A 24,323-nucleotide genomic window follows, 5' to 3' on the forward strand; every position below is an offset into this window, starting at 1 on the left:
CGATTGCCCGGTTGGAATCGCTGGTGTAAGGACTTTTTAACAACCGACAATCGGACCTGCAGGGCTTGGCAGCGAAAATCATCCTCACCGCGATCGGCGTGCTCGTTGCCGCTGCCGGCCTCAGCGGCTGTACCTCGACCTCGCAGATGAAGGCCACGCCCGCGCTTGCGGCGGCTTCGACGCCGGCCGTCGAGGACGATACACCGACCGTTGCGCTGCCTGAGACGGTGGCCGTGCTGCCTGAGCCTTCCGGCCTCGCGCAGGTACAGACGGCGGCGCTAGCCGGCGATGCCGTGGCGTTGGTGACTTCTGGGGCGACGATGCCCGGCGCGCCGACGACGCCTGGCGCGCCATTGCCGCCGCCGGTGCAACCTGGCACCGCGCTTCCGCCGCCGGCGCAACCCACGGCATTCGCCGGTTCGACACCCGTCGCCGGCCAGTTCCCGCCGCCGCCGGTGCTGATGGCCGGCGCGTCGCCGACCGGCCCCGCTTCGCTCAAGCAGGCAGCCGTCTACAGGACCGCCGGCGTTGTCATGCCGGTCACCGGTCAGTCAGCCAAGGTGGCTCCCATGCCGGGCGTCCAGCAGGCCGCCTATGTGGTGCCGCAAAACCCGGCGCTGCTTGCCCAACCGGTCCAGCCCGAACAGCATGCCAGCGGCCCGCGCGCCGAGATCGAGCGGCTGATCGAGAAGTATTCGGCGATCTACGAAGTGCCGGTCGATCTGGTGCGCCATGTCGTCAACCGGGAGAGCACGTTCAACCCGAAAGCCTACAATCACGGCCATTGGGGGCTGATGCAGATCAAGCACGCGACGGCGCGCGGCATGGGCTATGCCGGGCCGGCGAGCGGGTTGTTCGACGCCGAGACCAATCTCAAATACGCGGTCAAATATCTGCGCGGCGCCTGGCTGGTCTCGGGCGGCAACGCCAAGCGCGCCGACACGCTCTACCAGACCGGCTATTATTACGACGCCAAGCGCAAGGGTCTGCTCGATCAGACGGGCCTCGGCGTCGACCGCCGCCGCCTGCAGCCGGGCGCCTGAGCGTCCTACCCGGCGCAGGTCACCCAAGAGTGCGCAACTTGGGGGCGTAGCTGTCTGGGGCAGGGACATGCATGAGAACAAAGATCCTCGCCCGCCGGCCCCCAATGACATCCGCCTTCGCAAGCTTCTCGACGATGCGCTGACCGCGCCGCATTGGCCGGACGGATTCATCATGCGCCCCTTCGAGCACAGGGATGCGCAGGCCCTGCATGCGCTCCTGGAAGAGGCGTTCGACGACGGCGCCGACGGCCCGTTCGACGATTGGTGGGAGCGTATCTCGGGCGATGCCGAGTTCGATCCCGATCTCTGCTTCCTGGTCATCGACGGCAAGGGCTTGCTCGCCGGCGCCGCGCTTTGCTGGACGGCCGGCTTCGTCAAGGATCTTGCGGTCCACCCGGGTTCCAGAAAACGCGGCATCGGCGAGGCGCTGATGCGGCATGTCTTCCTTGCCTTTCGGGACAGGGGCGCGATCCATGTCGACCTCAAGACCAACACGGTCAGGCACGCCGCCGCCTTCAGGCTTTATGAGCGGCTGGGCATGATCCCCGTCGGCTGGGAAGGTTAATGATTTTCCACCGACCACCGGCATTGTGAACCGCTTCACATAGGATGACGTTAGGGCATGCTAATGCGTCGTCGTGCCGGGCGGCCGATCGGCGGATCGACGCGGGCAAGGCGTCGGAGGAGGCTGTGCCGGCATGCGTCAGCCACTCCAAGGCGGGCTCCGGGGCGGCGGGTTTCGGAGCCCGCCCGCTTTGGTTTGAAATCCGCCCTTCCATCCAGCCAGATTGAATTCTTGCGCTTCGATCAGCGGCCGAGACGCGGCCGATTCATGCCGAATAGCTGATGTTGGAACCCAAAGCGGCGCTCCGCATTCAAGTGCTGGGTGGGCATCTGATGGCTGTCGGCGCGCGCAGTCTCGGCCGCCAGCCTCCAAAGGGAGGTCCACCGCCATGAAGCTTCTTCACGCATTTCTTGCGCTTGCGGCCGGCGCGATGTTCGCCGCAGTCCCAGCTCATGCGGTCGACCTGTCGATCGTGTCGGGCGACACCGGCGACGGCATCAAGGTGCTGCGCGAGATACTCGACCGCTACGAGAAGCAGAGCGGCAACAAGGTCAACATCGTCGTCATGCCGCCGTCGACGACCGACCAGTTCGGCCAGTACAAGCTGTGGCTAGCCGCCGGAAACACCGACATCGACGTTTACCAGACCGACGTGATCTGGGCGCCGCAGCTCGCCAGCCAGCTCGTCGACCTGACCGATGCGACCAAGGACATCGTGGCCAAGCACTTCCCCTCGATCATCCAGTCGCAGACCGTCAACGGCAAGCTGGTCGCGCTGCCGATCTACACCGACGCGCCGGCGCTCTACTACCGCAAGGATCTGCTCGACAAATACGGCGCCAAGGTGCCGACCACCTGGAAGGAGTTGGCCGACACCGCGAAGCTGGTGATGGACAAGGAACGGGCCGCCGGCAACAAGGACATGTGGGGTTTCGTCTTCCAGGGCAATGCCTATGAGGGGCTGACTTGCGACGCGCTCGAATGGGTGATGTCGAATGGCGGCGGCCAGATCATCGATCCGGACGGCACGGTCTCCGTCAACAATCCAAAGGCGGCGGCCGCGCTCGACATGGTCAAGGGCTGGATCGGCACCATCTCGCCGCCGGGCGTGCTCGCCTACCAGGAAGAGGAAGCGCGCGGCGTCTGGCAGACCGGCAACGCCGTCTTCATGCGCAACTGGCCCTATGCCTATGCGCTCGGCAACGGCGGAGATTCACCCATCAAGGGCAAGTTCGACGTGGCGCCGCTGCCGGCGGGGGAGGGCGAAGGCGCGCGGCCGGTCGCGACGCTGGGCGGCTGGAATCTCGCGGTCTCCAAATATTCGAAGAACCCGGAGGCGGCGATCGACATGGTCAAGTTCATCGCTTCGCCCGAGATGCAGAAATACCGGACTCTGAAGAGATCGACCCTGCCGACCATCCAGGCGCTCTATGACGATGCCGACATCGCCAAGGAACAGCCGATCGTTCCGCGCTGGAAAGAGGTCTTCCTCAACGCGGCGCCGCGGCCCTCGGCGACGGTCAAGGTCAAGTACAACGAGGCGTCGAGCCAGTTCTGGACCGCCGTGCACAAGACCCTGTCCGGCGAGGGCAGCGCCGCCGACAATCTCGCCGATCTCGAAGTGACGCTGACCAAGCTGAAAGGCAGCGGCTGGTGACCGCGGCGCCGGCAGAAGCCGGCTCGGGCGTCCGCGGCGGCAAGACGAAACGGGCGCCGGAAGCAGTCGCCACCCGGCGTCCGCGCTCACGGCTGATGGCGCAGCGCGTGCGCTCGGCCTGGCTGTTCCTCACGCCGATGCTTGCGGTGCTTGCCGCCGTCGCCGGTTGGCCGCTGATCCGCACCGTCTATTTCAGCCTCACTGACGCCTCGCTGTCGGACCTCGACGCCCGCCAATGGGTGGGCTTCGCCAATTACTTCTCGATGCTCAGCATGCCGAGCGGCCGCACGATCTATGACGGGCTGCTGGTTGATCCGGTGTGGTGGCGCGCCGTCTGGAACACGATGCGCTTCACGGCGGTCTCGGTGACCTGCGAGACGATCCTGGGCATGATCGTCGCGCTCGTGCTCAACGCCGAGTTCCGTGGACGCGGCATCGTCAGGGCGGCGATCCTCATTCCCTGGGCGATCCCGACGATCGTCTCGGCAAAGATGTGGCAATGGATGCTCAACGACCAGTTCGGCATCATCAATGTCGTGCTGCTGAACCTCGGCCTGATCCATGCCAAGATCGCCTGGACCGCCAGCGCCGACACGGCGATGGTCGCGGTGCTGATCGTCGACATCTGGAAGACGACGCCGTTCATGGCGCTGCTGATCCTTGCAGCATTGCAGATGCTGCCGCGCGAGATCATCGAGGTGGCAAAGCTCGACGGCGCCAATCCGTGGCAGATCTTCTGGCGGGTGACCCTGCCGCTGATCCGCCCGGCGGTGATGGTGGCGGTGATCTTCCGCGCGCTCGATGCGCTGCGCATCTTCGACCTGATCTATGTGCTGACGCCCAACAATGTGCACACCAAGTCGATGTCGGTGTTCGCGCGCGAGAACCTGTTCGAGTTCGACAAGTTCGCCTATGGCTCGGCCGCCTCGACGCTGCTGTTCCTGATCCTCGCGCTGCTCACCATTTCCTACATCCGCATCGCCCGGATAAGCCTGGAAGGAGGCCGCTGAGATGGCGATCCTGAAACGCGCGGCCTTCTATCTGCTGGTGGCAGTGATCATCTTCATCGCGGTCTTCCCGTTCTACTACGCCATCGCCACCAGCCTGAAATCGGGAACGGAGCTCTTCGAGGCGAACCTGTGGCCGCATACGATCAGCCTCGCCAACTACCGGAACGTGATCACCGAAGGCACCTTCCTGCGCAATCTCGTGAACTCGCTGGTCGTCTCGGGCGCGGTCGTGCTGATCTCGCTGCTGCTCGGCGTCACCGCCGCCTATTCGCTGGCGCGCATCCGTTTTCGCGGCCGTGCGGCGCTGATGCTCGGCATCCTGTCGGTCTCGATGTTCCCGCAGGTGGCGGTGCTGGCCGGCCTGTTCGAGATGATCCGCTGGGCCGGCCTCTACAATTCGCTGATCGCGCTGATCTTCTCCTACATGATCTTCACCCTGCCGTTCACCGTCTGGGTGCTCACCACCTTCGTGCGCGACCTGCCGGTCGAGATCGAGGAAGCGGCGATCCTGGACGGCGCCACACCCTGGATCATCATCACCCGCGTCTTCCTGCCTTTGATGTGGCCGGCCTTGGCGACGACGGGCATGCTCGCCTTCATCGGCGCCTGGAACGAGTTCCTGTTCGCGCTGACCTTCACTTCCAACAATGCGCAGCGCACCGTGCCAGTGGCGATCGCGCTGCTTTCCGGCACCTCGCAGTTCGAAATTCCGTGGGGCAACATCATGGCCGCGTCGGTGATCGTCACCGTGCCGCTGGTGGTGCTGGTGCTGATCTTCCAGCGCAAGATCGTTTCCGGTCTCACCGCCGGCGGGGTCAAGGGATAGGCGTCAGAAGAAAGTGAGGGCGGCACGCGCCAAAAGTGTCGGATGCAGCCGGCGCGACACGTCCTTCGGTCGTAGTGCAACCCGCGCCGGGACGCCGGCGCGACGGCCAAGGAGAAAGCCATGATCACCTTTCCCAACGAATCCGCCAAATATCGCGCCGCCCGCGAGAAGCTCCTGCAAAAGGAAATCGAGCTGCGCCGCGCCATGGAAGCCGTGGCCGCGGCCAGACGCGCGCTGCCGCCGGGTGGGCTGGTGTCGCACGACTATCTCTTCGACGGGCTGGACGGCGAGGGCAGGGCGACGCGGGTCAGCCTGTCCGACCTGTTCCAGCCGGGCAAGGACTCGCTGATCCTCTACCAGATGATGTTTCCGCGCCATCCGCAGGAAACGCGCGCCGTGGCGGCGAGCGGCGAGACGGCGAAGCTTGCCCGAGCGGACCAGCCATGCCCGTCCTGCACCGCGCTGCTCGACCAGCTGGACGGCGCCGTCGGCCATCTGGAGGCGGCGGGCTTCAACTTCGCCGTGGTGGCGAAGACCGCGCTCGACAATCTGACGGCGCTCGGCCGCGACCGCGGCTGGAAGAACATGCGGCTCGTCTCCTCGGCCGGCAACAGCTTCAAGCGCGACTACAATTCCGAGACCAGCGACGGCGCGCAGATACCGCTGCTTTCGGTGTTCCGGCGCGACGACGACGGCATCCGTCATTTCTGGTCGTCGGAGCTTGGCTTCGCGCCGACCGAGCCCGGCCAGGATCCGCGCGCGATCGGCACCTGCGAGATCCTGTGGAACCTGATGGATTTCACTCCGGACGGCCGCCCGGACTGGCACGAGCAGCTGCAATATTCCGAACGCGCCGCCGAAGCGTCCTGCCACTGACGGCAAGGCGGGCTGTTCCGGCGCCGGTCTTTCCAGGCAACCCCGACGCCGGTGCCGCGTTTGAGGTGGCAGAGGGGCTGTTCCGGATCGGAGACTTCAGATGAGAACGCTTCTGCCCCTGGCCGCCATCGCGCTGCTCGCCGGCGCGCCGGCTGCCCTTGCCCAGTCGGACGACACCAGCCCGGATGCGGTTGGCCCCATGGTGACCGAGGACAAGGTCGACACCCAAACCTTCGTCGCCACCGTGCCCAACGCCGACGAATTCGAGATCCAGTCGGGCAAGCTGGCGCAAGAGAAGTCGGCGTCGGACGACGTCAAGGCCTTCGCCGGCCAGATGATCGCCGACCACGCCAAGATCGGCGAGGACTTCAAGGCGGCGCTGAGCCAGGGCCAGACGACCGCCTCGATCAAGCCCTCCGATCCCGCGCTGCAACCCAGGGAGCAGCAGATGCTCGGCGAATTGAAGAGCGCCAGCGGCAAGGATTTCGACCGGAAATACATCAAGATGCAGACCGACGCGCACAAGGATGCGGTCGCCCTGTTCAGCACCTACGCGAAGTCAGGCGACGACCCGGCGATGAAGGAATTCGCCAAGAAAGAGCTGCCGGTGCTGAAGATGCATGAGAAGCATGCGAAGGATCTGGCCGTGGCGCATCAGGGGAGTTGAACAGCACCTGATGAGTGCCTTGCAGAAAAAGGGCGCCGGCGTTGCGGCCAGCCCCTTCTCCCCGTTCCACGGGGAGAAGATGCCGGCAGGCAGATGAGGGGCAGCGCCGACGTTGGTTGGATAGTAGCGGGGCTTCGGATAGATAGTTGCCGCTGCTCGATCCATACCTTACCAAACGCCGGCGCCGCCCCTCATTGCCCTGCCGGGCATTTCTCCCCGTCTAGAGACGGGGAGAAAGACGCTTGCGCCGACGGTTTCGCCAATTTCCGAGGTTGCAGAAAGGGCGCTGACGTCGCGGCCAGCTCCCTTCTCCCCGTTCTACGGGGAGAAGATGCCGGCAGGCAGATGAGGGGCAGCGCCAACCTCTGCCGGTAGGCGAAACGATTGCGTCCGCCCTTTTTCGCGGCAGAATGTCGACCCGAACCGAATGAGCGATCACCCATGCCCAAGATCGACCTGTCATCCGTACCCGTCCGCAAGGGCTCGGGCTATCCGCCGCCCTTCGACCTCCCTTGCGCCGACCGCACACGACAGCGCCTCGGCGATGCCGGCGGGCTGGAGGATTTCGGCGTCAACCTGATGACGCTGCCGCCCGGCGGCTGGTCGAGCCAGCGCCACTGGCACAGCCATGAGGACGAGTTCGTCTATGTGCTGGAAGGCGAGCTGACGCTGGTCGAGGACGGCGGCGAAACGCTGCTCAGGGCGGGCGACTGCGCGACGTTCGCCAAGGACAGCGGCGACGGCCACCACATGATCAACCGCTCGTCAGTGACGGCGCGCTACCTGGAAGTCGGCTCGCGCAACCCGGACGATCTCATCACCTGCTCCGACATCGACATGATGAGCCCAAGCTCGGATGGACGGTTCTTGCACAAGGATGGGGTGCCGTATCCGGGGCAGGGGTGAAATTGGCATCAACAGTCTCGCCCAGTATGCGGCGTTCACGCGGTAGATAAGACCACGACGCCTGGCGTAGCGGCGCTAACTACGTCTAAGGCTCTTAAATGCATAAGGCCTGCGATGCCAGTGTTCTGCCGTCTAAAACGTACATGTTGTGTACATGGCCGGCCTTGTGTACACTCTTGAATGGGTGGGAGGACGAAATGATAGCAGATCAGAGTCTACAGGCGCTCGGCGAAATCGAGGGACTAATTAGAAACCCTCCAGAGACGAGCCGGATTGTTGATATCGATCCGAAGACCGCAAAAATTCTTTTGGACCAGAGAAACAGAGGAAACAGACCACAAAAGCCAAACAAGGTTCAGCAATTCACCGCCGATATAAGCTCAAGCAGGTGGGGCCTTACTGGAGACACCATCAAATTTGGCAGCGACGGGCGCCTTTTGGACGGGCAGAATCGACTTGCGGCATGCGTAAGAGCGGATAGGAACTTTAAAACGCATGTTGTCTTTAATATTGATCCAGCTCTTTTCGGTAGAATGGATATCGGAAAGCCGAGGAACGCAGCAGACGTCCTGCATATTGCTGGATACAAGTATGCCTCTACACTGGCATCAGCCGTACGGTGGGCCTATTTGCTCGATACAAATCCATACAACCGCGATACCTTAGGTCCGGATTTCATCCTCGGTCTCGTGAAGAACAAGTATCCTGACATTGAACCTTTTCTGTCTCGTGGACGTTCGATAAATAAGCAGTATGCCCATCCTGCTGGCCAAGCTTCTGCTCTTCTGTACAAATTCTCTAAATCAGATACTGGTAAATACTCTGAATTCTATGATGCGTGGATGACGGGAAAGAGAAATGGCCCGTACCAGATAATCGATACTATGCAAGCGCTTCTTCACTCGCAAAAAGTAAATAATAATGGCAGAATTCACGAGCTTGTTCGAGCGTCTGTCATCATTAAAGCGTGGAATATTTTTAGACTTGGTCAGAAAGGCTCGTTGGCCCAATTGCAAGCTGCAATGAATTCACCAATTGAAAAAATTGGGTAGCTTACACCTCATGTGCAAATTTGTCGTGAGAGTGCAACGAGATCCGTTGAGATAGAATCCACCCAACGGATAGGTGGTTGCGTGTTGGGTACGCGATCTCGAAGGAATTTCCCGGGCGTGACCCAGGGTAGCGGCGACCTGCTAACGACATGGTGGCTTGATCAAACTCGCGAGCGGCATGGTCTTGAGCATGTGCTATGCGGTGGCGAATAGCGGCGAAGTGCTGCAATCGCGCCTGCGCTGAGGCTACTATTATTTCATAGCGGCTATTATTAAGATAGGCGCGCGCACGATTGATAACTTGCCCCGGATTGTGCCACAGTTTGTACAGTTGATTGCCAAGAATGGCTGCTTCGGCATCCGCTATCGTCCTGAAATAGGTCTGATTTTGCCGCAACGGCTCCTGTCCGCCGGAATGCCGATAACCGCACAATAGCCGAAGCAGGCTTTCCTCCAGGAGGACTTCCCAAGAAAGAAATATTCTTAGATAACTAAGCTCATATGAAAGCTCTATATTTGCAGTCGAGAGGCGAGCGATTTGACGGCCCTGAGCAAACGCGTTCACCGCTTCGATTCTTGATATAAGAATCAATGCAGCATCAACATCATGTTGGAAGCTGACGTCGAGATGAGGTAGCTGCCTCGGCATTCAACGGAATGCCGATCCATATATATTCTCAAGGCGGATTTGCCGCGGGCGCAAGTTATCGGTTTGCCGTGAACACGCGCGAATAAACGTCTCATAACCCTCGAGTACCTCCCCGTCGTCTTCTTTGGCCAAGACGAGTATGCTGGATAGGTTCAAAACTGCTATCTGGAGTGTCTCTGCGTCGCTGCGGCTAAATCGCCCCGTGGCAGAGGTCTGCAGTTCAATCCTTGGCAGGCCGTATATGCGATGGTAGGTGGCTGTAAAAAGTGAATAGAAAAGTGGCACCCTGCGGAATTCTGTTGAAGGTAATTCATCCCCGACCGAGACATTGATGGCGTCGATGGTTTTGCGAAAGCGATCTTCTACTTGCCCTCTTTCGGGAAATTCTTCATCAAATTTGGCATAGAATCCATCAATTGATTTCTTTTTATCTTGCAACCCAGAAATCATAGCTATTATAAGCTCACTTGTTAGTTCTGCCTCTTGCATTCGAGCAATGCCTTGCTCTGTGAAGATTCTATTTTTTCTCCAAAACTCAAGATGCTCGACAGCGAGATCATAAGAAGACCTTTTAAATTGTCCAAAATACTTTCCATTGCGCAACTCTTGTGCATTCAACTTAACGGAGTGCGTATTTAACCTTGCGAATATCCTTAATATGTCGCTATCTTCGACGCCATAAAATACTTCACAGATGAGAGAGTATTGAGATATGCGATCCTTGGCATCTTGATCAAGGTCTGAGAACCGTTTCCCGATATAGGGGGATTCAATATTTTTCGTTAGAGCATATTTATCCCGCATAAACCCCAGTATTGCGCTTACACGTTGCTGACCGTCGACGACTTCACGTACAAGAGCTTTTCTACCCTGATCCTGCGTTACTCTCAGGTATATCGGAGGCACAGGCAATCCAAGGAGGAGAGTATCGATAAGAAACGATTGAGCAGCCCTGCTCCAGACACCTCTTCGCTGAAATTTAGGAGAAATTGCAAGGGTTCCGGCCTCGTCCCATTGGAGAAAATCCAGAGGAGTATAGTTACTTCTATCAGGTTTTCTCATTCTTATGTCGTCGATTCTGGATGTTAAATAGCGAAGGGCGTGAAGCCTAAGGATATAAGACGGAATTGCGCTCAGCAAGGAGCAGCGTCAGCTTAGTTTTCGGTAGAAATTTGGTGTTTCGTGACGGTGTTGGGGCTGCCACCTGCGTGGCCCCGAGAAGCGCATGAGCTGCCGCCTGCTCTCATCAAAGCTCGAAATGACGGCTCGTCACCCTCACCCAAAATACTCCTGCAGCGGCCGAACCTCCAGATTCCCCGCTCGCAGTGCCGCAATCGCCTCCGCCACCGCAGCCGCGCCTGACAGCGTCGTGTAATACGGCACCTTCTGCATCAGCGTGGCGCGGCGCAGTGACTTCGAGTCCGACACCGCCTTCTGGCCGTCGGTGGTGTTGAAGACGATCTGGACCTGGCGGTTGCGGATGGCGTCCTCGATGTGGGGGCGGCCTTCGAGCACCTTGTTGATCTTTTCCGCCGTCACGCCGTTCTCGGCGAGGAAGCGGGCGGTGCCGGAGGTGGCGAGGACCTTGAAGCCCTGGCCGGCGAGGCGTTTTACCGCCGGCAGGATGCCCTTCTTGTCTTCGTCGCGCACCGAGACGAACAGCGTGCCGGAGCGCGGCAGATCGACACCTGCGCCGAGCTGGCTCTTGGCGAAGGCCAGGGCGAAGTCGCGGTCGAGGCCCATGACCTCGCCGGTCGAGCGCATTTCCGGCCCGAGCAGGATGTCGACGCCGGGGAAGCGTGCGAAGGGGAAGACGGCTTCCTTGACCGCGATGTGGCCCGGGCTGCGCGGGTCGGGCATGGCGCCGTAATGGGCGAAGGCGTTTTCCAGCGTCTCGCCGGCCATGATGCGGGCCGCGATCTTGGCGATCGGGCGGCCGATGGTCTTGGCGACGAAAGGCACGGTGCGCGACGCGCGCGGGTTGACCTCCAGCACATAGACCGTGCCGTCCTTGATCGCGTATTGCACGTTCATCAGGCCGCCGACATTGAGCGCGCGAGCCAAGTTTGCTGTCTGCCGCTCCAGCTCGTCGACGAGGTCGGGGTGGAGCGAATGCACCGGCAGGGAGCAGGCGCTGTCGCCCGAATGGATGCCGGCCTCCTCGATATGCTCCAGGATGCCGGAGACGAAGGTCTCCTTGCCGTCGCACAGGCAGTCGACGTCGACCTCGGTGGCGCCGGTCAGATAGGTGTCGAACAGAAGCGGGTTCTTGCCGAGCAGTGTGTTGATCTGGCCAGTCTTGTCGGCGGGGTATTTCTGCTTGATGTCCTCCGGCACCAGGCCGGGCACGGTGTCGAGCAGATAGGTCTGCAGCATGCCTTCGTTGTAGATGATCTGCATGGCGCGGCCGCCAAGCACGTAGGACGGGCGCACCACCAGCGGGAAGCCGAGCTCGGCGGCGACGAGGCGCGCCTGCTCGACCGAATAGGCGATGCCGTTCTTCGGCTGGGTGAGGCCGAGCTTGTGCAGAAGCTTCTGAAAGCGGTCGCGGTCTTCGGCGAGGTCGATCATGTCGGGCGAGGTGCCGAGGATCGGGATGCCGGCCTTCTCCAGCGCATCCGCCAGCTTGAGCGGCGTCTGGCCGCCGAACTGGACGATGACGCCGACGAGCTCGCCGGAAGCCTGCTCGGCGCGCAGGATCTCCAGCACGTCCTCCGGCGTCAGCGGATCGAAATAAAGCCGGTCGGAGGTGTCGTAGTCGGTCGAGACGGTCTCCGGGTTGCAGTTGACCATGATCGCCTCGAAGCCGGCGTCGCGCAGCGCGAAGGCGGCATGGCAGCAGCAATAGTCGAACTCGATGCCCTGGCCGATGCGGTTGGGGCCGCCGCCGAGGATGACGACCTTCTTGCGCGACGAGACGCGCGCCTCATTGGCGAGCTCGCCGGCAAACGGCGTCTCGTAGGTCGAGTACATATAGGCGGTCGGCGAGGCGAACTCGGCGGCGCAGGTGTCGATGCGCTTATAAACCGGATGAACGCCGAGCTTTTCGCGAATGTTCTGAATCACTTCCGCGTCGGTCTTCGTCAGCGAGGCGAGGCGAGCATCGGAGAAACCCATCGCCTTCAGCATGCGCAGATTGGCGGCGTCCCGCGGCAAGCCATGCTCGCGGATACGCTCTTCCACGGCGATGATGCCGGCAATCTGCTCGAGGAACCACGGGTCGATCTTGCACATGGCGTGCACGTCCTCGAGCGAGGTGCCCATGCGGATCGCCTGCGCCACCATGCGCAGCCGGTCTGGCGTCGGCGTGCCGAGGGCGGCGCGGATGGCGTTGCGGTCGTCGCCGCCATCGGCGGAGCCGAGGCCGGGGATCTCGATCTCGTCCAATCCCGTCAGGCCGGTTTCGAGACCACGCAAAGCCTTCTGCAGCGATTCCTGGAAGCTGCGGCCGATGGCCATCACCTCGCCCACAGACTTCATGGCGGTGGTCAGCACCGGCTCCGCGCCGGGGAATTTCTCGAAGGCAAAGCGCGGGATCTTCGTCACCACGTAGTCGATCGACGGCTCGAACGAGGCCGGCGTCGCGCCGCCGGTGATGTCGTTCTCCAGCTCGTCCAGCGTGTAGCCGACGGCAAGTTTCGCCGCGACCTTGGCGATCGGGAAGCCGGTCGCCTTGGAGGCAAGCGCGGAGGAGCGTGAAACGCGCGGGTTCATCTCGATCACCACCAGGCGGCCGTCGGCCGGGTTGACGGCGAACTGCACGTTGGAGCCGCCGGTCTCGACGCCGATCTCGCGCAGCACCGCGATCGAGGCGTTGCGCATCATCTGATATTCTTTGTCGGTGAGCGTCAGGGCAGGGGCCACGGTGATGGAATCGCCGGTGTGCACGCCCATCGGATCGAGGTTCTCGATCGAGCAGATGATGATGCAGTTGTCCGCCTTGTCGCGGACGACCTCCATCTCATACTCCTTCCAGCCGAGCACGCTTTCCTCGATCAGCACCTCAGTGGTGGGCGAGGCGTCGAGGCCGGACTGGACGATGTCGTAGAATTCGGCGCGGTTATAGGCGATGCCACCGCCGGTGCCGCCCATGGTGAAGGAGGGGCGGATGATCGCCGGCAGGCCGACATGGTCCAGCGCCTGGGCGGCGATCGCCATGGCATGGCTGATATAGCGCTGCTTGCGGTCGCCTTCGCCGAGGTTCCAGCGCGTCTCCAGCGCGTCGAGCGCGGCGTCGAGGTTTTCGGGGTGCTCCGCCTTCAGCGCGGCGCGCTCGGCCTCGTGGATCTTGCGGTCGGCATCCTTGACGTCGGTGGCGTTGGCCAGCATCGAGCGCGGCGTCTCGAGGCCGATCTTGCTCATCGCCTGGCGGAACAGCGCGCGGTCCTCGGCCTTGTCGATGGCCGCGGCGTCGGCGCCGATCATCTCTACTTGATAGCGGTCGAGCACGCCCATGCGGCGCAGCGACAGCGCCGTGTTCAGCGCCGTCTGGCCGCCCATGGTTGGCAGAAGCGCATCGGGGCGCTCCTTGGCGATGATCTTGGCCACCACTTCGGGCGTGATCGGCTCGATATAGGTGGCGTCGGCCAGCTCCGGGTCGGTCATGATCGTGGCCGGATTGGAGTTGACCAGGATGACGCGGAACCCTTCCTCTTTCAGCGCCTTGCAGGCCTGGGTGCCGGAATAGTCGAACTCGCATGCCTGGCCGATAACGATGGGGCCGGCCCCGATGATCAGGATCGACTTGATGTCGGTGCGTCTTGGCATAGGCAGTTGGTTCCGTTCGGCGAGCGGCTTGCACGAAAAACCGGGCGGGGGGAGGACCCGGCCGGTTGTGCTTGCGATTCTGGTATCAGGCTAGGAGGGCCTTATAGGGAAGAGTTTTGGCGGATGTAACCCCGAAAATGAGAGAAGCAGGGCAGTAGGGCAGTAGGGCAGTAGGCATTCTTTCCCTACTCCCTTACTCCCCTATTCCCTTACTCCCCTAATGCCAGCGCGTCGGTGATCTCGAACCGCTCGGAAACGCCGACGCGGATCATGTTCAAGCTGCCTTCGCGCGTGTAGCGAAATTTATCCGGCGAGTCCGAGCCGGCGGGCATGCCGCCATGGAAGTTGATGACGCGCGTGCCGCCGTCCGGCCAGGTCACGGTCACGGCGCTGTCGCCATCCTTACGCGCGACGCTCACCTCGCAGCGGGTCATCGGCTGGCCGATGCGGCGCGCGCAGGGAATGCCGCCGGCGGCATCGGGGGCAGGGGTGTCGGATTCTTCGGCAGACGACGCCGAGGCCGCGAAGGCGAGACGATAGGCGTCCTGCATGGCGGTCACGCTGATGTCGGCCGCGGATGGCGGCTCGGCCGGCTCGCTGGCGCCCAGGCGCGACGCGATGTCCGGCTGCTCCTCGGAGGGCTGAGGCGCGGCGGCCGCAGTCGCCGGGACGGCGGCATCTTCCGGCGCAGGGGCCGGGTTGTTGGGGCTGAGATAGCGGGCGGGCGCCCATCCGGTGATGTGCGCGTCCTGCGTATCCTCGACCTTGCACCAGGGATAGTTGTTGACGAGCTTGCAGCCGTAGTTCTTCACGGCCGCGCCGTTCGGCAGGCGCGCCTCGATCTTGCCGCCCGGCGAAGCGGTGGCGCGAATGTTGAGGAGATCGTCGGGTGCCAGGCCGCCGATAATCGAAATGATCGCCGCCGGCGCCTCCTCGGCCAAAGCCGGCATGGCGGCCAGCAGCAAAGGGGCGGCGATCAGCAATATCGATCGGAGCGTGACTTTGCGCTTCATCCTTCGGCCACGGGCAATGCACTGCAATTGTCAGGCGCGACCAGAATCGGCGCGCCCACCTCAAGCCACGGCGTTTTTAGGGGAGGTTGCCGTCGCATGTCATCTCCAAAATGGACGCGTCGGCCTGGCTATGCTTACCTTGGCAGGGCACATGCCTTGGCGATTGGCCGAAATGCCCATCCCGTCGTCATCCTCGGGCGGAGCGGGAAGCGAAGCGTACCGCGCAGACCCGAGGATCCATGCTGTGACTTCAGAGCGCTGCTACGATGCAGAATTCTGCTCCGCTTGCACCCTTCGATCAAGGTAACGGCATGGATCCCAGGGTCTCCGCGACGGAGCTTCGCTCCTGCTTCGCCCTGGGATGACGAGGTTGAGAGGCTTCAGCTAGTCCCCAGCGCTTGCGCTGATTTCACAGAAACGGCGAAAATCTCACCGCTCACCCTGCACCTTTCGAAATCCCGGTGTCGAGGAACCAGCCGTTCGGGATATGAGCTGCGCTCAATCCTGGGTATGAGCTGCGCTCAATCCTGCACAAATCCGGTTCGCAGCGCGTGCGCCCATTCTGGGCGTCCCGCTTGTTCGGCCTGCGTTGCGGCGGCTTCATGGTCGTAGTCCACGGCGATCGCCTCGAAGCGGTCCGGGCGGTAAGCCGCGTCCAGCTCGACGATGCCATAACGCGCATGCGGGGTGCCTTGCTCGGAGACATGCGCGGGCGGTGTGTCATCCTCATAGGCCGGGCAGCCGACGCTGCCGGGGTTGAAGATGACCGGGCCGCCCGGAATGCGGATCAGCTCGCTGCGATGGCTGTGGCCGCACAGGGCTAGGCGGCAGGCGGGGTCGAGTGCCTTCAGCCGACGTTTGATCGCGCCGAGCGGCGCGCGCACCAGCTGGCCGTCGACGATCGCATCGGCAAGGTATTTTTCGTCATGGTCGGGCCGGGCATGGAAGGCGACGACGCCGGGCGCGATCTCGAGCGTGAGCGGCAAGGCGAACAGCGCTTCGCGCTGGGCGGCGGTCAGCCGTTCCTGCGCATAGCGGTCGGACGGCCACATTGCCTCGTCGGCCGGGTCCTGGGCGACACGACGGTCGTGATTGCCGCGCACGGTCGGCAGGTCGAGCGCTTCCAGCCGCTGCATGGTCTCGCGCGGCCAGAGCGGGCCGGAGACGCAATCGCCGAGATTGACGATGAGATCGGCGCCGCCGCGCTGCTGGAGATCGTGGAGGACGGCATCCAAGGCCAGCACGTTGCCATGGATGTCGGCGAGAATGGCAATGCGCATCAGGCGTCGATTTCGGTATCGGCGGCGCCGACCGCGGGAAGTGCCTTGTCCTCGCCGGCAGCCGCGATCACGCTGTCGAGCAGTCCGGGGAAGCGTCTGTCGAGGTCGTCGCGGCGCAGCGTGATCAGCCGGCTGGTGCCGACCGCTTCGGTGCGGGTCACGCCCGCCTCGCGCAGCTTGGCGAGGTGGTAGCTGAGGTTGGTCTTGGAGGCGAGGTCGAGGAACTTGCCGCAGTTCATCGGCACGCCTTCCTTGCTGGCGAGATAGCGCACGATGGCAAGCCTGGTCGGGTCGCCGAGCACGGCAAGCACGATCGGCAGGCTGATCTGATCGGCAGTCGGGTGGGGCAAGGTCATGTCGCAGAATTAAGCACAAACTGAAGCAACTTCAACGCGCCTCCTCGTCTTGCCGGTCTACACGTGCCCCCGGTTTTTGCCGGTCCTGACACAGGGCTGTCAGCAGGGTTCGGTTATTTTCCCCTGGCTCGGTTGACATCATGCCCCGTTATGTCCAATTGTTCAATAACTTTTGAACTAAGGACATCCCCATGGACAAGCGGATCTATTGGCTAGCGCTCGGATCGTTCGCGATCTCGACCGAAGGCTTCGTCATCTCCAGCCTTCTTCCCGACATCGCCGCGGATGCCGGCATCTCCGTTCCGCTCGCCGGATCGCTGATCACCGCCTTCGCGCTCGCTTATGCGATCGGCGCGCCGATCCTGGCGACGCTGACAGGCGAGTGGGACCGGCGGCGCGTCATCCTGTGGACGCTGGTCTTCTTCGTCATAGGCAATCTGGTCGCGGCGGTGAGCTCGTCCTTCGAATTGCTGCTGATCGCGCGCATCGTCATGGCGCTCTCGTCCGGCCTGTTCGCGGCGACCGCGCAAGGCACGGCCGTGGCACTGGTCGACGACCATCACCGGGCGCGTGCGATTGCCGTCGTCGTCGGCGGCACCACGGTGGCGGTCGCGGTCGGCGCGCCGCTCGGGGCGCTGGTGGCGGCGATCGCCGGCTGGCGTGGGACGTTCTTCGCCATTGCCGGGCTCGGCGCGCTGGCCGGCGCGATCCTGTGGTGGCGGCTGCCGCGCGGCATCATCGGCACCAGGCTGCCGCTGAAACGCCGGCTGGCGGCCGCAGTCCGTCCGGGCGTGTTGCCGATCCTGGTCACGACCGTGCTGGCGCTGGTCGGCGCCTTCACCGTCTTTGCCTTCATCGCGCCTCTCGCCATCGAGGGCGGCGGTCTCAGCCCGCTTGCATTGCCCGGCATGCTGCTCGCCTTCGGCATCGGCGCGGTCATCGGCAACATCGCCGGCGGCCAGGCCGCCGACCGTTTCGGCGCGGCGCGCACCGTCTGCTGGTCGCTGGCGCTTTCCGCGGCGATGCTCGTCACCTTCTCGCTGATCCCGACCTTCCTGCCGCATTCGATCGCCGGGCCGGCGCTGATGGGCATGATGGTGCCGTGGGGCATCGTCGGCTGGGCCTTCCCGCCGGCGCAGGCGAGCCGCATCATCAAGATCGCTCCGGACGCCGCTCCGATCGTGCTCTCGCTCAATGCCTCGGCGCTCTATTTCGGCGTGGCGCTGGGCGCTGTGGTCGGCGGCGCTGTGCTGCGCTTCGGCGCGCCGGCCGATCTCGGCCTGATCGCTGCGATCTTCCCGCTCGTCGGGCTGGGCGTCGTGCTCGCCGGCCGCGCGTTTGCTCGTCCGGTCGCCATGCCGGCCGAATAGGTTCGGCCAAAACGCTAGAGCGGCTCACCGTTTTACGGAAACGCCGAACCGCTCTAACTCTTCGTTTTTACGCAGTTGCGGGCGGAAAACCGATCACACTTTTCCTGGAATTGCTCTAAGAACTCACCGACGGCCGCTCCTTCAGATGGAAGGAGCGGCCGCTGCCAACTCAAAATCCAGCGCGGCCACTTCGTCCAGCGTCGCGCGCAGCTTCGCGGCCCGTTCCACGCCGACCATATCCTCGAATTGCCGCTGGGCGGCGCTCCACAGCTTGATCGCCTCGTCGAGCTTTGCCTGACCCTGCGGCGTCAGCCGCACGCGCTTGATGCGGCGGTCGTCCTTGTCGGCAAAAGTCTCGACATAGCCATCGCGGATCAGCGGCTTCAGCGTGTGGCCAAGCGCCGACAGATCCATGATCAGCTCTTCGGCAATCTCGCCCATCGCCGGCTCGCCGCCGGCATGGATCTGGAAGAGCAGGCCAAACTGCGTTCCCTTCAGTCCCGAAGGCGCCAGCGCGTCATCGTAGAAGCGGCCGAGCCTGCGCGCGGTGCGCCGCAAGGTGGCGTTGTTGCAACGGCTGAATCCGGGTTGCTGAGCTTCGGTCATGTCCACTCCTTGCCGGTGCGAAGGTGCGCCAGCCTGCCGCAGAGATAGTTTTCGCAACCGCCGTTGACAAGATAGTGGCATATACCTACTTCGGCAAAAGTGGCATATGCCACTAATAGAACATAGGCTCGGCGGTTGAGGTGTCCATCGGCGCCGAACGTGAGCGAACAGGACGAAAAGGAGCAGGACGATGAGCAAGAGCGAAAACAAGGGCACGGCCGTGATCACCGGCGCCTCCTCGGGCATCGGCGCGGTCTATGCCGACCGGCTTGCCGGACAGGGCTACGATCTTGTGCTGGTGGCGCGGCGCGCCGACCGGCTGCAGGAGGTGGCGGACCGGCTGGCTTATGCCTATGGCCGCAAGGTCGAGACGGTCGTCGCCGATCTCTCCGTAGACGCCGACCTGCGCCGGGTCGAGCAGGTGGTCGCGGCGGACGAGAGCGTGACGCTGCTGATCAACAATGCCGGCATGGGCGGCATCGAGACGGTGGCCGACGCCGACGCCGATGCGGCCGAACGTATGATCAAGGTCAATGTCGTCGCCTTGACGCGTTTGACCCGCGCGGTGCTGCCGGGGCTGCTTGCTCGCAATCGCGGCGCCATTGTCAACATCGCCTCGGTGGTCGCCTATGGCATCGCCGTCGGCGGCATCTACAGCGGCACCAAGGCCTATGTCGTCAACTTCACCGAAGCGCTGCAGAAGGAGGTCGCCGGCACCAAGGTGAGGGCGCAGGTCGTGCTGCCAGGGCCGATCCGTACCGAATTCTGGGACGTCTCCGGGATCAGCCTCGACAGGATCAACCAGGACTGGGTGATGAGCGCCGACGACCTGGTCGATGCGGCGCTGGCCGGCTTCGTCCAGGGCGAGACCGTCACCGCTCCGGGGCTGGCCGATCCGGCCGGGCTGGACACCTATCTCGGCGCGCGGGACCAGTTCTATGGCAGCCTGTTCGCCGGCAAGCCGGCGGCGCGTTACGCCGTATAGTCTCTCTCAGGCTGGCCGCCACATCTGCAGGATCGAGGCGGCCAGCAGCAGGCCAAGCACGATGTTGAGCGCGCGCCACTGCCGCTCGGTCTTGAGCAGGCGTGCCAGCAGCGTGCCAGCCACGCACCACAGCGACAGCGAGAAGGCCGCCGCAAGGCCGAACACGGCGCCCAACAATAGCGCGAGCTGCAACGGGCCGTCGGCGAGCGCCGCGAAGGAAGCGGCGGCGCCCAGTCCCATGGCCCAGCCCTTCGGGTTCATCCACTGAATGCCGGCGCCGCCGAGGAAGCTGTTCGGCTTGGCCATGCTGACATCGAGATTGGGCGGACCGCTGCGGCCGATCCTGATCGCCAGCCAGATCAGATAGAGCGAGCCCGCGACCTTCATGGTGAGCTGCAAGGACGGGACGGCGGCCAGCAGCCCGGCGAGGCCCGCCGCGCCTGCCGCCGCCACGGAAGCGAGTCCGGCTGCGCTGCCGGTCATGAGCGGCACCGAACGGCGAAAGCCGAACTGCGCACCGGACGCCGTCGACAGCGTCGTGGCGATGCCGGGCGTCGAGGTGGAAATCAGCGCGAACAGGACAAGAGGGGTAATGGTTTCGGACATACAGCTTTTCCGGTCGAAGAAGCCGTATGCTAGGCGCCTTGTGCTATCAGTAAATGCAATGTTTGATATGATCTGCATTAGCAGTTATAATGGATAAATGATCCGCGATCTCGATACCACGTTTGTCCGCACCTTCGTCACCGCAGCCGAAAAAGCGAGCATGACGGGCGCTGCAAATGCGCTCAATCTGACGCAAGGCGCCGTCAGTCAGCAGATCAAGCGACTGGAGGAGGTGCTTGGCCAGACGCTGTTCGAACGCGACCGGCGCGGTCTGAAGCTGACGCGCTCGGGCGAACGGCTGCTCGACAAGGGCCGGCGTCTGCTGCAGCTCAATGACGAGATCATCGCCGAAATGGGCGGCAAGGCGGTCGCCGGCCAGGTGCGGATCGGCGTGCCTTACGACCTCGTCGGCACATTGCTTCAACCCGTGCTCAAGACCTATGCCGAGGCCTGTCCGCAAGTGGAGATATCGCTGGTCTGCGCCTCCTCGCCGGAGCTCGCGGCGGCGCTGACGGCGGGGACGATCGATCTCGCCGTCATCGAGGAGCGGGCCGGGCCAACGGCCGGCGAATGCCTGCTGGTCGACCGCCTGGTCTGGGTCGGCGCGAGAGGCGGCTTGGCGCGCCTGAAGCGGCCGCTGCCGGTCTCGATGGTCGCCGACACCTGCGCCTTCCGGCCCGAGGTGCTGGCAGCGCTTAGCGGGCATGGTCTGGACTGGCGCACCGTGTTCGAGAACGGCAACATCGACGCCACGACCGCGACGGTACGCTCGGACCTGGCAGTGACGACATGGCTGGCCTCGACGGTTCCCGCGGACCTCGACATCCTGTCTGATGCCGACCTGCCGGCGCTGCCGAATTTCGCCATCAACCTGCATCTGCCGAAACATGGCGTCGAGCCCGCCGCGCGAGAGTTTGCGCGGCATATCAGGGAAGGGCTGGCGCGGCGGCCGGTTGCGGCTTGAGCCCTGGAAGAACTTGGGTTCCTCTCCCCCTTCCGGAGGGAGAGGAAAGGTGCCGGGGCCGTCCCGCTACTTCCAGTTCTTGCGCCGTTCGAGCTCGGCGTCGGACGGCTCGTCCTGCGCGAAGGATCCGGTCTTGATCTCGCCGCCACGCTCATAGGTCGCCATGATGACGCCGGTGCTGGAAGTCTGCGACTTGATGAGCTTGAAGGCGGCCGGCATCGCGTCCTCGCCGAACAGCCGCTTGCCCTTGCCCAGCAACAGCGGGAAGATCATCAGCCGGATCTCGTCGATCAGCCCGTTGGCGAGCAGGGTCTGGATCAGGTTGCCCGATCCCTGGATAAGCAGGTCGGGTCCGTCTTCCTGTTTGAGTTCCTTAAGCCTTGCAACGATATCCGGCCCAAGCGACTGAGTGTTCTGCCAGGTGAGCGACTCTGGCCGATGTGTGGCTACATATTTGGTCGCAGGGTTGAAGGCATCCGCGATCGGATCCTTCTGATACGGCCAGTATGCGGCGAAGATGTCGTAGGTTCTGCGGCCGAGCAGCAGGGCGAAGGGCTTGGAGAACAGCTCGTCTATTGCCGCGCCCGCAACCTCGTCAAAATAATGGAACGTCCAGCCACCGAATTGAAAGCCGCCGACCGGATCCTCTTCCGGCCCGCCCGGCGCCTGCATGACGCCGTCGAGGCTGACGAAGGTGGCGGCGATGATCTTGCGCATCTGTTTCTCCTTTTCATGATCCGCGCCGTCGCGGCCGGATTTCAGGCCAAGGACGAACGACGGGCGTCCATTGCGACAAGCGCCGGTAAGTTTTTAGCGTTTGCCGCCGGCGCGGATGGCGCGGGACGAGAACCAGACGTCGCCGAAGACGGCAGTGGCGGTGCGGTCGGGCGCCTTGTCTTCACTCAGCCAAATCGAGCGCGTGCGCGCGGCGCGCTCGCGGGTCGGCACTTTTGCCCCTGGTCCGGCGACCCAGGCGCCGACGCAGGGGATGAACCAGGAGCCCATGAACGGCTGGCAGGCAAAGCCTCTCTCCATGCGCGTGACGATCACCGCCAAGCCGATGCGCTCGGCGGGACGCCAGGGGAAGATCATGCGGCCGCCGGGTTTGAGCACCCTCAACCATGCCGCCGGAGGGGCGGCGACACCGGCATTGACATAGATGATGTCGGACGGCGGTAGCAGGCTGGTGACCGCGTTGCCGTGGATGACTTTCACATTGCCGTAAGCTGCAAGATTCTGGCTTGCTCGCTCCGCGAGATCGGCCTCGAGCTCGAAGGCGGTGACGCTGCCGCCAGGCTCGACCAGCTTCGCCAGCAGCGCGGTGTAGTAGCCGGTGCCGGCGCCGATATGGGTGACGGCTTCGCCGGGCCTCGGTTCGACCTTGCCGATCCACATGGCGTGCAGAACCGGCTCGCCGTTGTTGATGCCCTTGCCGGCATCGAGCACCACAAGCACGTTCTGGTAGATGTAGCTTGGATCGGCGGTCGGCGTTTTGAACGCGCCGTCGCCGGCAAAGATGGTCCACGGTCCAGGCCCGAGAAAGGCCTCGCGCGGCACCGAGGCGAACACCTCCTCGATGCGGGGATCGGCGGAGCGCGCATGCGCGGCCATCAGCTTGGCGTAGAATTTTCGGGCGTCGTCCGATCCGGTCATGCTTCCAGAAGTTAGCGCGGCCGGCTCGGATGTCGCGGTTCCATCTCAGCCGGCGATGGTGTCGTAAAGCAGCTTGAAGTTGAGCGCCAGGATGATTGCAGCGACCACCCAGGCGAGCGCTGCGACGCTGCGCGGGATGGCGAAATTGCCCATTTTCTTCTTGTCCGACACGAACTGTACCAAAGGCACCACGGCGAAGGGCAACTGCATCGACAGGATGACCTGGCTGAAGACCAGGAGCTGGGCCGTGCCCTTCTCGCCGTAGAGCGCGGTCACGATCACGACGGGGACGATGGCGGCGCCGCGCGTCAACAAGCGACGCGCCCACTGCGGGATGCGCAGGCGCAGGAAGCCTTCCATGACGATCTGGCCCGCGAGCGTCGCGGTGACCGTCGAGTTGAGGCCGGAGGCGAGCAGCGCGACGGCGAACAGGATCGAGGCGATGCTCAAGCCCAGCAATGGCGACAGGAGCTCGAAGGCCTGGCCGATCTCGGCGACATCCTGGTGGCCGGTGCCGTGGAAAGCCACGGCCGCAACGATCAGGATGGAGGCGTTGACGAACAGCGCCAGGATCAGCGCGATGGTCGAATCCGTGGTCGCCCACTTGATGGCGTCGCGCTTGCCCGCGTCGGTGCGGTCATAGGCTCGGGTCTGCACGATCGAAGAGTGCAGGTAGAGATTGTGTGGCATCACCGTGGCGCCGATGATGCCGATTGCGATGTAGAGCATCGCCGGGTTGGTGACGATCTCGGACGACGGCACGAACATCGAATGCAGGATGGTGCCGGCAGGCGGCGCGGCGACGAAGATCTGAACGGCGAAGCAGCCGAAGATGACGATCAGCAGCGCGACGACGAAAGCCTCGAGATAACGGAAGCCCCTGTTCATCAGCAGCAGCACGAGGAAGGCGTCGAGCGCGGTGATGAGGGCGCCGCCGATCAGCGGGATGCCGAACAGCAGCTGCAGCGCGATTGCCGTGCCGATCACCTCGGCCAGATCGCAAGCGATGATCGCCAGCTCGCAGGCGACCCAGAGCAGGAAATTGACCGGGCGCGGATAATAGGCGCGGCAGGCCTGCGCGAGGTCGCGGCCGGTGGCGATGCCGAGGCGGGCGGCCAAGGCCTGCAAAAGGATCGCCATCAGGTTCGACAGCATGATGACGAACAGCAGCGTGTAGCCGAACTGGGCACCGCCGGCGAGATCGGTCGCCCAGTTGCCGGGGTCCATATAGCCGACCGACACCATGTAGCCCGGGCCCATGAAGGCGAACAGGCGACGAAGCCACATGCCGGTCCGCGGCACCGCGATCGTGGCATTGACCTCGCGCAGGCTGGGCTGCTCGTCGTTAGGCCTGTCGAAACGCCATGCGGAACGGGATACTGCTGCTACTTCGGCGTCGGACATGAGGATTCCATTGGAACGGATCGATCGTGCCCCTTATCTACGCCATGGCTCAACATTATGCAATAGGC

The 24,323-nt window shown here is 63.3% G+C and carries 23 protein-coding genes; 12 read left to right on the forward strand and 11 right to left on the reverse strand.

The features are described from left to right. The first annotated feature begins 65 nt into the window (after window positions 1–65). The 9 genes from QAZ47_RS13450 (at window position 66) to QAZ47_RS13490 (ending at window position 8,602) form a co-directional block, all read left to right on the forward strand. The gene (locus QAZ47_RS13450; protein ID WP_278233571.1) at window positions 66–1,043 is read left to right on the forward strand and encodes a transglycosylase SLT domain-containing protein; all 978 of its coding nucleotides are present in this window, start codon (window positions 66–68) and stop codon (window positions 1,041–1,043) included. Window positions 1,044–1,110: 67 nt separating this feature from the next. Continuing rightward, a complete protein-coding gene (locus QAZ47_RS13455; RefSeq protein WP_278233572.1) occupies window positions 1,111–1,608 on the forward strand; it encodes an N-acetyltransferase in 498 nt (165 codons plus the stop codon). 388 nt (window positions 1,609–1,996) lie between these two features. Then, window positions 1,997–3,265, forward strand: a complete 1,269-nt coding sequence (locus QAZ47_RS13460) for an ABC transporter substrate-binding protein (protein WP_278233573.1) — start codon at window positions 1,997–1,999, stop codon at window positions 3,263–3,265. Between the two features lie 95 nt (window positions 3,266–3,360). Next, on the forward strand, window positions 3,361–4,275 hold the full coding sequence (locus tag QAZ47_RS13465) for a sugar ABC transporter permease (protein ID WP_278233808.1): 915 nt from the start codon (window positions 3,361–3,363) through the stop codon (window positions 4,273–4,275). A 1-nt stretch (window position 4,276) separates the two neighbouring features. Then, window positions 4,277–5,101, forward strand: coding sequence for a carbohydrate ABC transporter permease (locus QAZ47_RS13470; RefSeq protein ID WP_278233574.1), 825 nt, complete (start codon window positions 4,277–4,279; stop codon window positions 5,099–5,101). A 120-nt stretch (window positions 5,102–5,221) separates the two neighbouring features. Then, window positions 5,222–5,977: a DUF899 family protein gene (locus QAZ47_RS13475; protein WP_278233575.1), complete on the forward strand. Its 756-nt coding sequence runs from the start codon at window positions 5,222–5,224 to the stop codon at window positions 5,975–5,977. Window positions 5,978–6,077: 100 nt separating this feature from the next. Continuing rightward, on the forward strand, window positions 6,078–6,644 hold the full coding sequence (locus QAZ47_RS13480; protein WP_278233576.1) for a DUF4142 domain-containing protein: 567 nt from the start codon (window positions 6,078–6,080) through the stop codon (window positions 6,642–6,644). A gap of 441 nt (window positions 6,645–7,085) precedes the next feature. Continuing rightward, on the forward strand, window positions 7,086–7,550 hold the full coding sequence (locus tag QAZ47_RS13485; protein ID WP_278233577.1) for a cupin domain-containing protein: 465 nt from the start codon (window positions 7,086–7,088) through the stop codon (window positions 7,548–7,550). Window positions 7,551–7,747: 197 nt separating this feature from the next. Continuing rightward, complete coding sequence (locus tag QAZ47_RS13490; RefSeq protein WP_278233578.1) at window positions 7,748–8,602, forward strand: hypothetical protein; 855 nt, start codon at window positions 7,748–7,750, stop codon at window positions 8,600–8,602. Between the two features lies 1 nt (window position 8,603). Here the strand turns inward: QAZ47_RS13490 and QAZ47_RS13495 are convergent, their stop codons facing one another. The 6 genes from QAZ47_RS13495 to QAZ47_RS13520 form a co-directional block, all read right to left on the reverse strand. Continuing rightward, a complete protein-coding gene (locus tag QAZ47_RS13495) occupies window positions 8,604–9,251 on the reverse strand; it encodes a hypothetical protein (RefSeq protein WP_278233579.1) in 648 nt (215 codons plus the stop codon). Next, on the reverse strand, window positions 9,252–10,313 hold the full coding sequence (locus QAZ47_RS13500; RefSeq protein ID WP_278233580.1) for a DUF262 domain-containing protein: 1,062 nt from the start codon (window positions 10,311–10,313) through the stop codon (window positions 9,252–9,254). Window positions 10,314–10,526: 213 nt separating this feature from the next. Beyond that, a complete protein-coding gene (carB, locus tag QAZ47_RS13505; protein WP_278233581.1) occupies window positions 10,527–14,018 on the reverse strand; it encodes a carbamoyl-phosphate synthase large subunit in 3,492 nt (1,163 codons plus the stop codon). 209 nt (window positions 14,019–14,227) lie between these two features. Further along, on the reverse strand, window positions 14,228–15,001 hold the full coding sequence (locus tag QAZ47_RS13510; protein ID WP_347566941.1) for an SH3 domain-containing protein: 774 nt from the start codon (window positions 14,999–15,001) through the stop codon (window positions 14,228–14,230). A gap of 551 nt (window positions 15,002–15,552) precedes the next feature. After that, window positions 15,553–16,311, reverse strand: coding sequence for a metallophosphoesterase family protein (locus QAZ47_RS13515; RefSeq protein ID WP_278207249.1), 759 nt, complete (start codon window positions 16,309–16,311; stop codon window positions 15,553–15,555). Further along, on the reverse strand, window positions 16,311–16,667 hold the full coding sequence (locus QAZ47_RS13520) for a helix-turn-helix transcriptional regulator (protein ID WP_278074869.1): 357 nt from the start codon (window positions 16,665–16,667) through the stop codon (window positions 16,311–16,313). The genes QAZ47_RS13515 and QAZ47_RS13520 overlap by 1 nt, the downstream gene beginning before the upstream one ends. 191 nt (window positions 16,668–16,858) lie before the next feature. Here QAZ47_RS13520 and QAZ47_RS13525 point away from each other — a divergent pair, with 191 nt between their 5' ends. Beyond that, entirely contained in the window at window positions 16,859–18,037 is a 1,179-nt protein-coding gene (locus QAZ47_RS13525; RefSeq protein ID WP_278233582.1) for an MFS transporter, read from the forward strand. A gap of 141 nt (window positions 18,038–18,178) precedes the next feature. Here QAZ47_RS13525 and QAZ47_RS13530 read toward each other — a convergent pair whose 3' ends face one another. After that, on the reverse strand, window positions 18,179–18,643 hold the full coding sequence (locus QAZ47_RS13530) for a MarR family winged helix-turn-helix transcriptional regulator (protein ID WP_278233583.1): 465 nt from the start codon (window positions 18,641–18,643) through the stop codon (window positions 18,179–18,181). Window positions 18,644–18,833: 190 nt separating this feature from the next. Here QAZ47_RS13530 and QAZ47_RS13535 point away from each other — a divergent pair, with 190 nt between their 5' ends. Beyond that, window positions 18,834–19,628, forward strand: a complete 795-nt coding sequence (locus tag QAZ47_RS13535) for an SDR family oxidoreductase (RefSeq protein WP_278233584.1) — start codon at window positions 18,834–18,836, stop codon at window positions 19,626–19,628. A gap of 6 nt (window positions 19,629–19,634) precedes the next feature. Here QAZ47_RS13535 and QAZ47_RS13540 read toward each other — a convergent pair whose 3' ends face one another. Beyond that, window positions 19,635–20,234, reverse strand: a complete 600-nt coding sequence (locus tag QAZ47_RS13540; RefSeq protein ID WP_278233585.1) for a LysE family translocator — start codon at window positions 20,232–20,234, stop codon at window positions 19,635–19,637. 97 nt (window positions 20,235–20,331) lie between these two features. Here QAZ47_RS13540 and QAZ47_RS13545 point away from each other — a divergent pair, with 97 nt between their 5' ends. Beyond that, on the forward strand, window positions 20,332–21,198 hold the full coding sequence (locus QAZ47_RS13545) for a LysR family transcriptional regulator (RefSeq protein WP_278233586.1): 867 nt from the start codon (window positions 20,332–20,334) through the stop codon (window positions 21,196–21,198). Between the two features lie 66 nt (window positions 21,199–21,264). On the opposite strand, the gene QAZ47_RS13550 is transcribed toward QAZ47_RS13545, so the two are convergent. From QAZ47_RS13550 to QAZ47_RS13560, 3 genes are all read right to left on the reverse strand, one after another. Further along, on the reverse strand, window positions 21,265–21,915 hold the full coding sequence (locus QAZ47_RS13550; RefSeq protein ID WP_278233587.1) for a dihydrofolate reductase family protein: 651 nt from the start codon (window positions 21,913–21,915) through the stop codon (window positions 21,265–21,267). A gap of 93 nt (window positions 21,916–22,008) precedes the next feature. After that, complete coding sequence (locus QAZ47_RS13555) at window positions 22,009–22,851, reverse strand: rRNA adenine N-6-methyltransferase family protein (protein WP_278233588.1); 843 nt, start codon at window positions 22,849–22,851, stop codon at window positions 22,009–22,011. 45 nt (window positions 22,852–22,896) lie between these two features. Next, window positions 22,897–24,255 carry an Nramp family divalent metal transporter gene (locus tag QAZ47_RS13560; RefSeq protein ID WP_278233589.1) on the reverse strand — a complete coding sequence of 453 codons (1,359 nt, stop codon included), beginning with the start codon at window positions 24,253–24,255 and terminating at the stop codon, window positions 22,897–22,899. Window positions 24,256–24,323 lie beyond the last annotated feature (68 nt).

Origin of the sequence: Mesorhizobium sp. WSM4904, assembly GCF_029674545.1 — a bacterium.
In the GTDB taxonomy this organism is placed as follows: Bacteria; Pseudomonadota; Alphaproteobacteria; order Rhizobiales; family Rhizobiaceae; genus Mesorhizobium.

Coding starts and splice junctions, on each gene's coding strand:
- QAZ47_RS13455 (WP_278233572.1), top strand. CDS start 1,111: ATGCATGAGAACAAAGATCCTCGCCCGCCGGCCCCCAATGACATCCGC.
- QAZ47_RS13460 (WP_278233573.1), top strand. CDS start 1,997: ATGAAGCTTCTTCACGCATTTCTTGCGCTTGCGGCCGGCGCGATGTTC.
- QAZ47_RS13465 (WP_278233808.1), top strand. CDS start 3,361: ATGGCGCAGCGCGTGCGCTCGGCCTGGCTGTTCCTCACGCCGATGCTT.
- QAZ47_RS13470 (WP_278233574.1), top strand. CDS start 4,277: ATGGCGATCCTGAAACGCGCGGCCTTCTATCTGCTGGTGGCAGTGATC.
- QAZ47_RS13475 (WP_278233575.1), top strand. CDS start 5,222: ATGATCACCTTTCCCAACGAATCCGCCAAATATCGCGCCGCCCGCGAG.
- QAZ47_RS13480 (WP_278233576.1), top strand. CDS start 6,078: ATGAGAACGCTTCTGCCCCTGGCCGCCATCGCGCTGCTCGCCGGCGCG.
- QAZ47_RS13485 (WP_278233577.1), top strand. CDS start 7,086: ATGCCCAAGATCGACCTGTCATCCGTACCCGTCCGCAAGGGCTCGGGC.
- QAZ47_RS13490 (WP_278233578.1), top strand. CDS start 7,748: ATGATAGCAGATCAGAGTCTACAGGCGCTCGGCGAAATCGAGGGACTA.
- QAZ47_RS13495 (WP_278233579.1), bottom strand. CDS start 9,251: ATGCCGAGGCAGCTACCTCATCTCGACGTCAGCTTCCAACATGATGTT.
- QAZ47_RS13500 (WP_278233580.1), bottom strand. CDS start 10,313: ATGAGAAAACCTGATAGAAGTAACTATACTCCTCTGGATTTTCTCCAA.
- carB (WP_278233581.1), bottom strand. CDS start 14,018: ATGCCAAGACGCACCGACATCAAGTCGATCCTGATCATCGGGGCCGGC.
- QAZ47_RS13515 (WP_278207249.1), bottom strand. CDS start 16,311: ATGCGCATTGCCATTCTCGCCGACATCCATGGCAACGTGCTGGCCTTG.
- QAZ47_RS13520 (WP_278074869.1), bottom strand. CDS start 16,667: ATGACCTTGCCCCACCCGACTGCCGATCAGATCAGCCTGCCGATCGTG.
- QAZ47_RS13525 (WP_278233582.1), top strand. CDS start 16,859: ATGGACAAGCGGATCTATTGGCTAGCGCTCGGATCGTTCGCGATCTCG.
- QAZ47_RS13530 (WP_278233583.1), bottom strand. CDS start 18,643: ATGACCGAAGCTCAGCAACCCGGATTCAGCCGTTGCAACAACGCCACC.
- QAZ47_RS13535 (WP_278233584.1), top strand. CDS start 18,834: ATGAGCAAGAGCGAAAACAAGGGCACGGCCGTGATCACCGGCGCCTCC.
- QAZ47_RS13540 (WP_278233585.1), bottom strand. CDS start 20,234: ATGTCCGAAACCATTACCCCTCTTGTCCTGTTCGCGCTGATTTCCACC.
- QAZ47_RS13545 (WP_278233586.1), top strand. CDS start 20,332: ATGATCCGCGATCTCGATACCACGTTTGTCCGCACCTTCGTCACCGCA.
- QAZ47_RS13550 (WP_278233587.1), bottom strand. CDS start 21,915: ATGCGCAAGATCATCGCCGCCACCTTCGTCAGCCTCGACGGCGTCATG.
- QAZ47_RS13555 (WP_278233588.1), bottom strand. CDS start 22,851: ATGACCGGATCGGACGACGCCCGAAAATTCTACGCCAAGCTGATGGCC.
- QAZ47_RS13560 (WP_278233589.1), bottom strand. CDS start 24,255: ATGTCCGACGCCGAAGTAGCAGCAGTATCCCGTTCCGCATGGCGTTTC.